The organism is Methanobrevibacter thaueri (assembly GCF_003111625.1).
Classification (GTDB): Archaea; Methanobacteriota; Methanobacteria; order Methanobacteriales; family Methanobacteriaceae; genus Methanocatella; species Methanocatella thaueri.
On sequence record NZ_MZGS01000028.1, the window covers coordinates 232,201 to 244,212 of the forward strand.

The 12,012-nt window shown below is 41.2% G+C and carries 8 protein-coding genes; 2 read left to right on the top strand and 6 right to left on the bottom strand.

The genetic code is table 11. The features are described from left to right. Positions 1 to 14: 14 nt before the first annotated feature. From MBBTH_RS10000 to ileS, 3 genes are read right to left on the bottom strand one after another with little or no spacing between them, the layout of a single operon-like run. Positions 15 to 1,232, bottom strand: coding sequence for a molybdopterin molybdotransferase MoeA (locus tag MBBTH_RS10000; protein ID WP_116592884.1), 1,218 nt, complete (start codon positions 1,230 to 1,232; stop codon positions 15 to 17). 23 nt (positions 1,233 to 1,255) lie between these two features. Next, entirely contained in the window at positions 1,256 to 3,394 is a 2,139-nt protein-coding gene (gene purL / locus MBBTH_RS10005; RefSeq protein WP_116592885.1) for a phosphoribosylformylglycinamidine synthase subunit PurL, read from the bottom strand. Positions 3,395 to 3,404: 10 nt separating this feature from the next. After that, positions 3,405 to 6,644, bottom strand: coding sequence for an isoleucine--tRNA ligase (ileS, locus tag MBBTH_RS10010; protein ID WP_116592886.1), 3,240 nt, complete (start codon positions 6,642 to 6,644; stop codon positions 3,405 to 3,407). Positions 6,645 to 7,548: 904 nt separating this feature from the next. Here ileS and MBBTH_RS10015 point away from each other — a divergent pair. Beyond that, positions 7,549 to 8,214, top strand: a complete 666-nt coding sequence (locus tag MBBTH_RS10015) for a DsbA family oxidoreductase (RefSeq protein ID WP_116592887.1) — start codon at positions 7,549 to 7,551, stop codon at positions 8,212 to 8,214. A 106-nt stretch (positions 8,215 to 8,320) separates the two neighbouring features. Next, on the top strand, positions 8,321 to 8,563 hold the full coding sequence (locus MBBTH_RS10020) for a DUF192 domain-containing protein (protein WP_243409806.1): 243 nt from the start codon (positions 8,321 to 8,323) through the stop codon (positions 8,561 to 8,563). Here MBBTH_RS10020 and MBBTH_RS10025 read toward each other — a convergent pair. From MBBTH_RS10025 to MBBTH_RS10035, 3 genes are all read right to left on the bottom strand, one after another. Next, positions 8,549 to 9,241 carry a dihydromethanopterin reductase (acceptor) gene (locus tag MBBTH_RS10025; protein ID WP_116592889.1) on the bottom strand — a complete coding sequence of 231 codons (693 nt, stop codon included), beginning with the start codon at positions 9,239 to 9,241 and terminating at the stop codon, positions 8,549 to 8,551. The two genes, MBBTH_RS10020 and MBBTH_RS10025, sit on opposite strands and share 15 nt — an antisense overlap. A gap of 6 nt (positions 9,242 to 9,247) precedes the next feature. Next, positions 9,248 to 10,516, bottom strand: a complete 1,269-nt coding sequence (glyA, locus tag MBBTH_RS10030; protein WP_116592890.1) for a serine hydroxymethyltransferase — start codon at positions 10,514 to 10,516, stop codon at positions 9,248 to 9,250. A 64-nt stretch (positions 10,517 to 10,580) separates the two neighbouring features. Next, positions 10,581 to 11,738: an MFS transporter gene (locus tag MBBTH_RS10035; protein ID WP_116592891.1), complete on the bottom strand. Its 1,158-nt coding sequence runs from the start codon at positions 11,736 to 11,738 to the stop codon at positions 10,581 to 10,583. Positions 11,739 to 12,012: the final 274 nt, after the last annotated feature.

Below are 12,012 nucleotides of genomic sequence, written 5' to 3' on the forward strand. Positions count from 1 at the left end.
AATTGCCTCATTAACTACCAAAGTAGTGAATCGAAGAGGACTACATCAACTAAATCGTCCTTCTGATATCCTTCATCATTTTCGTCAATGATGATATAGCTGTTCGCCTCAACCATTGACCGAATAATGCCGGAACCTCTATTGAGCACATGCTTTGCACACTCATCGTCTGACACAGCACGTATGAAATCTGTCCTGCCCAGCTGGGAAGGTATCTTAAGTTGGGATATCCTTTTTACGATATGGAAATCAAATTCCCTTCCCTGCATCTCAAAGAGGTACTTTCTTGCAAACATGTCAAACTGTGACATCGCAGCCACAGGCTGGCCTGAAAATGTGAAAACCATCTTACCGTTTACAATGCCCGCACCTGCAGGTTTTCCTGGCCTGATTGCAACACCATGGAAGAGTATTTCACCTAAATCATCCACCACATCAAGAACAACATCCCCCTTACTGATTGCTGTTCCTCCTGTGGTCATGATAACGTCATAATCCTTGGAAGCCTCCAAAACCGCATCCTTGACCTCATCGAAAGTGTCTCCGGCATGGCAGATTTCACAAATCGCTCCTGAATCCTCAACCATTGCCTTTATGGTGAACTGATTGGAATTGATAATCTTGGCCTTGTCGATTTCCTCCTTGGTCGGCTCCACAAGCTCGTTACCTGTAATGATGAGCTTTACCTTAGGCTTCTTATAAACCTTGACGGTATCGTAACCGGCTGAAGCGATTAGACCCAATTCCTGATATCTTATGAATGTGTTCCTGTCCAGGATCTTCTGGCCCTTCTCGATGTCCTCGGACTTCGGACTAATGTTTTCGCCCGGAGTGACCTGGGAGTAGATTGTCAGGTCGTCGCCGTCAATTGTGGTGTACTCCTTCATCAGAACTGCATTGGCACCATCCGGAATAGGTGCGCCTGTCGCTATGACAATGGCCTCATTATCCTTGACTGTTTTGGATGAAAAATCGCCTGCGCCGATTGCGTCAACTATCCTGAATTCCTTTGGCGCTGAATTTGACGCCCCAAATGTTTCCTCTGCAATCAGTGCAAAACCGTCCATCGCTGACTTGTCGAATGGCGGTGAGTCATGAAATGCGATAATGTCTTCAGCCAAAACCCTCCTGTGGGCGTCATGAATGGAAATCTCCTCTATGTCAGTGACACGCTGATTGTCGCTGATTAGCTTTATGGCATTTGACAATGAATCCAGTTTTGAAAAGAACATTCGTTGAACTCCCCCAAGTTAAATTACATCATGTATTTTTCAATGACGCCATGATATGCATCGTTCAAATCATCATAGCTGAATTCATGACCATTCACATTTAATGAAGTGCCTTTGACTTCCCCAATTACCTGAACAGGTACGCTGATTTGTGATAGGATGTCATCGACCGCTTCGGCCCTGACTGTTAACAAGTATCTTGCGTGACTTTCTGAGTAGAGCAGCTGTATCTTATCCAGTTCATCGTCGGTTAGCTCAACATCGCATCCGAGACCTGACTTGATGACCATTTCGGACAATGCGACTGCAAGTCCTCCTGCTGATACGTCGTGAACGGCAGTGATGTTTTTGTCCTTGTCATTTGAAATCAAGTCGAGGACTGTCTGGCCGTTTGCCACTTCCTCCTCAATTCTGATTCTTGGAGCTGTACCCTTTTCAAGGTTGTGGATGCATCTGTGATACTCTGAACCTGTCAGTTCGTCATAGGTCTTACCAATCAATAGAATCTTGTCGCCCTCGTTTTTGAAGTCAAGGGTCCTGATGTTTTCGATGTCTTCCACACCGATTACGCCGACTGCAGGTGTCGGATTGATTTTGATTCCTTCGGTTTCATTGTAGAAACTTACGTTTCCGCTTATGACCGGTGCGTCGAACTTTTCAGCCACAAGGCTCATTCCTTCAATGGCTGTCTTGAATTGCCATAGGATTTCAGGGGTTTCAGGATTTCCGAAGTTAAGGCAGTCAACTACGGCATAAGGTGTTGCGCCCATTGAAATCACGTTTCTGATGGCCTCTGCAACACATCCTGCTGCCCCGTCGAATGGGGACAGTTTTGTGTGGATGGTGTTTGAGTCTGTTGTAAGTGCGATTGCGGTGTTCTCATCAATTCTTAAGACCGCTGCGTCATCACCAGGCTTTACGACTGTTCTGACTTGAACCTCGTGGTCGTATTGTTTGTAGACCCATTCCTTGGAAGCGATATTCGGGCTTGACAATAATTTAGGCAAGGATTCGTAAACGCCAGGCTCTTTTAGTTCGATCTTTTCTGTGTCTTCAGGAACTTCCTTGATCGGCCTGTCGATTGAAGGTGGGTCGGCAAGTAAAATTGTTGGTAAATTGGCGATTTCATCTCCTTCATCGGAAATGACCATGTTGTTTCCTTCAATTACCTCACCGATTACTGATGATACGATTTCGTGCTTGTCACAGATTTTCTGTGCCAGTTCAACATCGTCAGGGTTTATGACGAATACCATTCTTTCCTGGGATTCTGAAAGCATGATTTCATATGGAGTCATTCCTGTTTCCCTTAACGGTATTGCCCTAAGGTCAACCAATGCCCCATTCTTGGAGGAATCGACCAGTTCTGAAATGCAGCAGGTAAGACCTCCTCCACCTAAGTCCTTGACACCACTGACATTGATTTTTTCCATGATTTCGAGTGATGCTTCCAATACTCTTTTCTTGGTGAATGGATCGGCCACCTGTACAGCAGGTCTGTCCTCGGTTTCTGAATCGGATGTTAATTCTTCTGAAGCGAATGTCACTCCGTGAATTCCGTCACGACCGGTTGTTCCGCCCATCAAAAGGAAAACGTCGCCGATGTTAGGTGCCTGTGCACGGACAATCTTGTCCTTTTCGACAAGACCTACGCACATTACGTTCACCAGCGGGTTTGTCCTGAATGATTCGTCGAATTCTATTTCACCGGCCACTGTCGGAACGCCAACACGGTTTCCGTAATCGGAAATTCCCTTGACCACATGTTCAAACAGGTATTTGGATTTTTCATCTTCAATCGGTCCGAATCTTAAGGAGTCGAGAAGTGCAATAGGCATTGCTCCCATGGAAATGATGTCCCTTAGGATTCCGCCGATACCGGTTCCCGCTCCACCGTACGGTTCGATAGCTGATGGATGGTTGTGGGATTCCATTCCTACAGCTAATGCGTATTTGTCTGTTACACTTACAAGTCCTGCATCATCACCCGGACCTAAAATAATATTTTCACCTTCGGTTGGGAAAGCCCTTAGGAAAGGCCTGCTGCTTTTGTAGGAACAATGTTCTGAGAACATTACGTCAAGCATTCCTTCTTCGAGTTCGTTCATTTCCCTGCCGAGGATTCCTTCAATGTATTCAATTTCAGAATCTGCTAAAGTCATTTTAACACCCTTAGTTTTTAATGGAGATAATTACCTTTTCTCCTTCAATATCCCATTCTTTGGTATAATCTTTAGAATCTTTACTGCATTCTTCGCTATCAGTGATAATCAGGCTTTTGGCCCTGATTTCATGTGATATGAATTCTGATTGAGGCACGATAAGGTCCTTGAATTCGGCGGATGTCTCCACATCCACGTTGATGTTAGCTTCGACATCAAGGTCAAGGTCCTTCCTCATGTCCTGAACCCTTCTGATGAGTTCACGGGCCATAGCTTCCTGTCTGATTTCCAGTGTGATGTTGGTATTCACGAATACGTTTCCGCCTTCAAACTCTGATGATACGAAATCGTCCGGAAGCTCTGAATCAAACAATACCTCTTCTGAGTTCAATTCGATTCCTTCGATTGTTACGGTACCGTTCGCTTCAAGTTCTGCTTTGATTTCATTACCGTCAGCTGATTTCAGGCCTTTGACTACTTTGCCCATGTCGCCTTTGAGCTTAGGTCCTAAAATCTTGAGGTTAGGCTTTGCGTTATATGATAATTTTTCAAATTCGCTGGCACAGATGACATCCTTGGTATTTGACTGGTCTTTAATGATGTCTGTAAGCTCTTCGATTGCCTTGAGGACATCCTCGTCTTCAGATACGACTGTGATGTCTGATACCGGCCATCTGAGCTTGTATTGTGCCATGTCCCTTGCCCTTATTGATGCCTCGATGACTTCACGTGCAACATCCATCTTGGCTTCGAGTTCTGTGTCTATCTCATCCTCGTCATATCCCCAGTCAAGCATGTGAATGCTCTCTGGAGCCTCAGGATTTACTCCTTTGACAAGGTTTTCATAGATTTCCTCGGATACGTGAGGGGCTATTGGACATAATACTGTGATTAACTTGACAAGCGCTGTGTACAGGCTGTAGTATGCGCCTAATTTGTCAGGGTCGTCGCTTTCAACCCATGTCCTTCCACGGATGAGCCTTACATACCAGCGGCTCAAGTCTTCAAGTATGAAATTGTTGATTTTTCTTGTTGCATTGTGGAAGAATAGCTTATCGAGATCTTCTGCAACTTCTTTGATTAGAGTGTTGGCTTTGGAGATAATCCATTTATCTTCAGAGCGCAAGATCATGTCGTCTTCGCTAAGTCCAATCGGATTGAAGTTGTCTAAAGACATGTAGGTTGTTGAGAATACGTAAACGTTCCATAGGATGTTGAACATCTTGTTGATGTTTAATAATTCTTCCCATACGAACTTGAGGTCGTCCCATGGCTTTGAAGCCCATAACAGGTAGAATCTCAATACGTCCGCTCCGTACTTTTCGATTACCTCTTCAGGAGCGACAACGTTACCCAATGACTTGGACATCTTGTTTCCGTTCTCATCAAGAACGAATCCGTGCATCAGTACTTTCTGGTATGGGCTTTGGCCCATTGCAATCACTCCGGTACCGAGCTGTGAGTAGAACCATCCTCTGGTCTGGTCGTGTCCTTCAGTGATGAAGTCATAAGGGAACCAGTCTTCGAATTTCTCCTTCTCTTCAGGGTAGTATAGTGAAGCCCATCCTGCAACTCCGGAGTCGATCCATACGTCCAATACATCCGGAATTCTTTTTATGGTCTGGCCACATTTGTCACATTTGACTTCAACTTCGTCTACATATGGCCTGTGGATGAGTTCTGAATCAGATACGTTGATTTCATTAAGTGACTCTTCCTTCAATTCAGCTAAAGAGCCTATTACCTTCAATTCTCCGCAGTCAGGACATTCCCAGATAGGTATTGGTATACCCCAGTATCTTTGCCTTGAGATTGTCCAGTCACGTGCATTGTCCACCCAATCGTAGAATCTGCCTTCTCCGGCCCATTTAGGTACCCATTCGACCTTTCCGATTTCATCAAGCATTTTCTGTTTGATATCGGTTACCTTAAGGAACCATTGTTTGGTTGCACGGTAGATGATAGGGGTTTTGCATCTCCAGCACACACCGTACCTGTGCTCAATGGTTTCAACATGGTACATTAAGTTTTTAGCTTGTAAATCCTCGATGATTTGTTGGTTTTCATCTTTTGTGAACTTGCCGTCATATTTTCCTGCTTCTTCAGTGAAGCATCCGTCTTCGCCAACCGGACAAAATATTGGCAAGCCGTTTGCATGACCGACTTCAAAGTCGTCCGGACCGTGTCCCGGTGCTGTGTGTACAAGACCTGTACCTTCTCCAAGCTCCACGTGGTCTCCAGGAAGGATTGTGTGGACCTTTTCTATTTCTGCGTCGAATTCCATTTGCTTTGGAATTTCATCCGCTAAGATATAATCATAAGCCAAACCGACGAGTTCTTCTCCTTTGACGGTTTTTATGATTTCATACATTACCTCTTCCTCTTCGATGATTTTGTCTTCCCCATCTTCGGATTCTGCAGGTATTTTGGTTCTGTGAATCTTTATTCTTTTGCCTAAAACGTCTTCCATGAGGTTTTCGGCTATGATGTAGGTTTCACCATCTTTTAAAACATAAACATAATCAAATTCTGGGTTTACACAGATTGCAAGGTTTGCAGGCAATGTCCATGGAGTTGTTGTCCAGACAAGGAAATATGTATTTTCCTCCCCTTGGACAGGGAATTTTATGTAGATTGAAGGGTCTACCTTCTCTTCGTATTCGATTTCAGCTGCAGCAAGAGCTGTACCACAGTGTGGACACCAGCTGATGACCCTCTGGTCATTTAAGAGCAAGTCCTGCTCGTTTGCCCTCTTGAGCATCCACCAGGAGGATTCCATATATTTAGGGTCAAGGGTCATGTAAGGGTCGTCCCAATCCATCCAAACGCCCAACTGGTCGAATTCCTGTTCCATTGCTATCTTGTTTTCAATGGCGAATTCGCGGCATTTGTCGACGAACTTGTCGATACCGATGTCGTCCTCGATTTCCTGTTTGGACTGGATTCCCATAAGATGTTCGACCTTGTTTTCAATCGGAAGTCCGTGCATGTCCCATCCTGCCTGTCTTCTTAGGCTGAATCCGTTCATGGACTTGTATCTCAAGTAGGAATCCTTGATGATTTTGTTCCATGCGGTTCCCAAGTGGATTTTACCACTACAGTATGGTGGGCCATCTAAAAATGAATATCTAGGGCCTTTTTCTCTAAGTTCATTTACCTTTTTGAAGGTTTCCTCTTCTTTCCAGAATTTTTGAACCTTCTTTTCTATTTTATCGTGATCGTATGATTTATCTGCCTCTTTTATTGGCATTTTAACTCCTCGAAATGATTATGTTTTTTATTAATTTATAATATGTATCTTTTTGTTTAAGATAATAAATAAAGGTTATGGCAAATTGTGAAAATCTAAATTAAATCGCTTAAAATGAATTATAATTAAAAATAGCAAGTGTTTATTATAATCAATATCTACAATGCAGGAAAAACTCCTGCAAAGCACCGATTAGATATTGAAAAACTTAATATATCTAAGTTTGAATTAAAAATCCAGAAGGATTTTAAAATTCTATCTAATACTATGATAACAAATCCTATATAAGTTTAATCATGACTTTAAAAATTGCAAGGAGTGACCCTCATAGGTACAACTGAACCCAAAGACAACCCGGTGAGGCCATCAAAAAACAACTCCCGATGAAAGAGAAGATCCTTACAATTTAAAAGAGAATCATAAGTTTCACATTAACTTAACTAAAAGTAATGTGAATACAGTAGTCAAGACCCACGAACAAATGAGATACCAAACTACTGCAGCCCAAAATTTAGCAAGGGTGCTCACTATAATCCTCCCATTAGATATATTAAGTTGCCAAGCGGAATTTTCATCAAACGAAATCTTTGAATCCAACTCATGGCAACACTATGAAAACTCATAATATCACCTCCTGGACTTTGGGGTTACAGTTATACAGTTATATTAGAAAAAACTTGAATATAAACTTTTATTTTAAAAAATAAGAACAATATGGCTTTTATTATGTGAAAATAGATTGTAAATAAAAAATTAAACTGGCATTAACTACATTAACAATAACATCAATATAGTTAATCATGAGCTTTCACAGAAAATACAATTCACTTTTTAAACTGGTAGACAATTCAATGAAACTTTACAAAATCTATAAAAAGAAAAAACAGGAAGAGAAGAAGAAAAAATGAGAATAATCTACTGGAGCGACTTCAACTGTCCAAATTCATATATAGGATTGGTCCGACTTAAAAATGCAGTTGATGAATTGGATTTGGATGCAAAATGGGAAATGAAACCCTTTGAGCTTTACCCAACATTATTTAACGCTCCAACCAGTTCAATAATTACCCAAAACGTCCTGAAGTACGGGCTTACGCCTGAAGAGACAGAAAAAAAGATTATTGAAACCGAAAAAATCGCTCTAAAAGACGGCATTGAATTGAATTACAAGGACATTAAATTAACATCATCAAGAAATGCCCACAGGCTAGTCAAATATGTGCAGAACAGACATCCTGACATTTCACAGGAACTTATTTTTAAAATTTTTGAAGCCAATTTCTGCGAAAACAGGATAATAGCTGACATCACAACATTGGTTGAAATTTCATCTGAATTGGGTTTGGATGAAAGTGAAATCAGGAATGTGCTTGAAGGCGATTCATACAACTTTGAAGTCCAGATTGAAGAGGAAGACGCAATAGTCATGGGTGTGGAATCGATACCACTGTATTTCCTTAACATTTCCGAAGAGCAGTTGATTGTCCCGGGAGCCTTTGAAAAAGAGGATTTCAAGATAGCCCTACAGGACCTAATCAATGGTGAAATCGAGTCAAAATCATTTATTTAACTCAATATTGTTTTTACTTTCTTAAAAACTTAAATAATTTAAAGTATTATTTTTTCTTATGAAAATAATATATGCAGACACTTTTTTTAAACGTTTAATTGGTTTAATGGGAAAAAAGGATTTCAATCACATTCTATTATTTGCAAATTTAAGGGATTCCAGCATCCACACGATGTTTATGAGATTTGAGATTGATGTCTATTTCATCGATGAAAACAAAAGAGTTTTTGACAAGGCTTCGCTGAAACCATGGAGATTTTATAAAGCTAAAAAACAAGCAAAATATGTTTTAGAGACAAAAAAAGGAGTATTAAAAATAAAAATAGGAGATTACTTAGATTTTATCTAAGATCTCATCTGGAGTTTCGAAAATTTTGATATCATCAATAGTAGATAATTTACGAGTATTTTCAATGTCGATATCCCTCATGTAGATTGTAATGATCTTGCCTTCTGAAATCGCGTCGTTCGGGCATGAGTTTCTGCACAGTCCGCAGCCGATGCATTTTGTCAAATCGATTTCGGAATGTGGAATAATAGCTCCCTGCTCACAAACTAACGCAGCAACGCAGTCATCACAGCCTTCACACTTTGACAGCTCCATCTTTGACGGCAAGACTGTATCAATCGGTCCAGGATGGATGTCAACTGGAACCATATATACCGGCACGGCGCCCTTTCCGGCCTGTGCCACCGCATTTGTCACCAAAGTGTCTGCAATTCCATAGACAATCTTTGAAACGGTGTTTGCTGTAGCCGGTGAGACCACTAATAGGTCGTATTTGCCCAGGGACAGACGACCTGTAATTGGATATGAAAATTTTTGGTTGGAATCAGTGGCGAGCTCCCTATACTTTCCACCAGTTATGCTTACAACGCTTTCATAAAGTCCATACATCTTAAGGACTTCTTCCGCTGCTCCTGATAGAAATACTGTGACTTCATGCTCTTTTGCTAACTTAAGAGCAACTTGCACTGATTCGCGAAGTAAATGACCCGCTCCAGTAAATGCAAAGGCAATTCTCATGTTAATCTATAATTTGTGATATTCGTAAGCGTCTTTGTCTGAGAACGCGTAATCCAGAGTTGTGTATTGGTTCATGAATTCAGCGACTTCATCAGCTATGTCTTCCTTATCCATAGCTACACGTTTAATGAATTCAGCAACCTCATCCATCTCTTTTTCTTTCAATCCTCTACGGGTGATTTCTTGGGTACCTATTCTTAAACCGGACGGATCATCGGAGTTGTCACGGTCATCTCCAGGCAAGAGGTTTTTGTTTAAAATCACGTTGTTGTCAGCTAATTCTTTTGCAACATCTGATGCTGATCTGACACTGGTCAAGTCCACTGCGATTTGATGGGATTGTGTGAATCCTAAGTCTTCGCATAAAACATCAAATCCTCTTTCATACATTGCCTGACCTAATGCTTGTGCGTTTTTGATGGTCTGTTTTGCGTATGCTTCACCAAACTCTAACATTTCAGCGGTTGCAATGCCTAAACCGAGCAAGTGGTGCAAGTGGTGGTTACTGACAACACCTGGGAAAACTGCCTCATCAATTGTGTCGGCATTTTCAGCATGGGAAAGGATGATTCCACCTTGTGGACCTGGGAAGGTCTTGTGGGTACTTCCCATCATGAGGTCTGCACCTTCTTTTAAAGGTTGTTGGAACTGTCCACCGGCAATAAGGCCTAATACATGTGCCCCGTCATACATTACGGTTGCTCCAACTTCGTCAGCTGCTTCACGAGCTTCTTTGATTGGGTGAGGGAACAGGAATAAACTTCCACCGAACAAGACTATTTTTGGTTTTTCCTCGAGAATTTTCTTGTTCATTGCGTCGATGTCAATGTTCATCACATTCTTATCAAGTGGGTGGAAAACTGTTTTAAGTCCTCTAATACCTGCTGCACTTACGTTTGCGTGGGAAATATGGCCTCCTGAAGGTACTTCAAGAGCCATTACTTTTTCTCCAGGTTTTGCATATCCAAAGAATGCTGCAAGGTTTGCTGTAACACCAGATACTGGTTGAACGTTTGCATAATCACAGTCATATACTTCACATGAAAGTTTTTTGACTTTATCTTCCAAAATGTCAATGTATTGGCATCCTTCGTAGAACCTTTCGAATGCTTGTCCTTCTGCGTATCTGTGAGCAAAATCAGTTGCTAACGCTTCTGTTACCTCTACACTTGTAACGTTTTCGGAAGCGATTAAGTTGATACTGTTTCTCATATATTGAGTATGTTCTTTTGCAATTTCTTCAAATCTTAAAATTTCATCATGATAATTAGCCATTTACTACACCTAATATCCAATTATATATTTATGATTTAATTTTTGTTTATCATTTAATATAAATTTAATATTTTAATGGTGTTTTCAAAACCAAAATGACATAAGTCAAGAAAAAGAATGCAAGGAGTAAAAATAATATTCCACCGATGAAAATGGACATTACACCAAAACCGTCAACCAAAAATCCTCCGATTGCAATACCAAGGGCGATTCCGCCGTTCAAGACGCTTAAAAATATGCCATTGGCAAGTTCTGGAGTGTCGGGCAGAACTGACGCCTCGATGTATTGAATCAAGTTATAGCCCATACCATCCAATATTCCAAATATCAAAATCAGTATCAAGACAGGAATCAGATAATCGGCAAAGGCATGCATTCCCAAAAACACCGCTGCACACACCAGCTGGAAAACGATCAGTGTTGCTTTGTCCTTTTTTGCAATCATCTTTCCGCCCAGCCATGTGCCGAAAATGGAGATTACACCATAGGCAAAAAGGAAAATGCTCAGCCTGTATGTATAGACATGGCTGACAGTCTGCAGGAAGTATGGAATGTAGTTGTAGACTATGCTTGCGCCTATTGGCATCATTATGATGCCGACAGTGGCCAAAACGAATTCCCTTGACTTTAAAGAGGACAAAGGCATTTCATAGCTTTTTGACTCGCCGGGCAATCTAGGGAAGAATATTGCAATCAATATTAATGTCATGAGATTGAAGAGGAAAATCCAGCTCATGGCGACCTGATAGCCGAAGATTGTCCCCAATCCTGTTGTAATCGGCAATCCGACAATGCTTCCGATTGAAATGCCGAGGAGGATCCTTGTGATGTAGTCCTGCTGCTGATTTTCCGGCGCTATCTTCTCGCAGAAGGTCAGGGCGATTGCGATGAACGCCGGATAGAAGACCGCCGAAAGGATTCTGAAAAAGCTTGCAATGTAGATGTTTCCTGTGAAAATGATTACAAGGTTTGACACCGCAAAAATCCCGAGTATTGCGATGAATGTCCTTTTGATCTCGAACCTTGAAAACAGGACAGGTATGAAAAGCCCTGTTACGGCAATCGTGAATGTGAAGGATGAAACGTATAACCCGGAAACGGCAATGGATGTGGCAAAATGCTCGGATATCTGTGATATCATGCCTATTATGCTCAATGGAGTGTTTATGCCCATTGTTGAAAGCATCAATATGTATAACAGTACTTTTGGATTATAGCTCATGTTGAATTCCTCATTAAATAACAATAGTTATGTAAAAAATAGCATATATATTTTGAGAAATTCTGAATTGAGGATGTGACACGAAGTCACTATTTTTTTAATTTTATTTTGCTTATTTTTCCTTTAATTTTATATACTATGAAGTACAATCTTTTATTATAGATATTAATCTTTATGGTTGTTTTATTTATGGTTTTGAAAGATGATAATATTAATCAGACTATGTTGGTCCCTATGGACTTGCGAAACTTGATTCCTAAAGATCATCCGTGCT

What these genes read in the sequence shown, in the direction of transcription:
- MBBTH_RS10000 (WP_116592884.1), bottom strand. Translation starts at nt 1,232, where the DNA reads ATGTTCTTTTCAAAACTGGATTCATTGTCAAATGCCATAAAGCTAATC.
- purL (WP_116592885.1), bottom strand. Translation starts at nt 3,394, where the DNA reads ATGACTTTAGCAGATTCTGAAATTGAATACATTGAAGGAATCCTCGGC.
- ileS (WP_116592886.1), bottom strand. Translation starts at nt 6,644, where the DNA reads ATGCCAATAAAAGAGGCAGATAAATCATACGATCACGATAAAATAGAA.
- MBBTH_RS10015 (WP_116592887.1), top strand. Translation starts at nt 7,549, where the DNA reads ATGAGAATAATCTACTGGAGCGACTTCAACTGTCCAAATTCATATATA.
- MBBTH_RS10020 (WP_243409806.1), top strand. Translation starts at nt 8,321, where the DNA reads ATGGGAAAAAAGGATTTCAATCACATTCTATTATTTGCAAATTTAAGG.
- MBBTH_RS10025 (WP_116592889.1), bottom strand. Translation starts at nt 9,241, where the DNA reads ATGAGAATTGCCTTTGCATTTACTGGAGCGGGTCATTTACTTCGCGAA.
- glyA (WP_116592890.1), bottom strand. Translation starts at nt 10,516, where the DNA reads ATGGCTAATTATCATGATGAAATTTTAAGATTTGAAGAAATTGCAAAA.
- MBBTH_RS10035 (WP_116592891.1), bottom strand. Translation starts at nt 11,738, where the DNA reads ATGAGCTATAATCCAAAAGTACTGTTATACATATTGATGCTTTCAACA.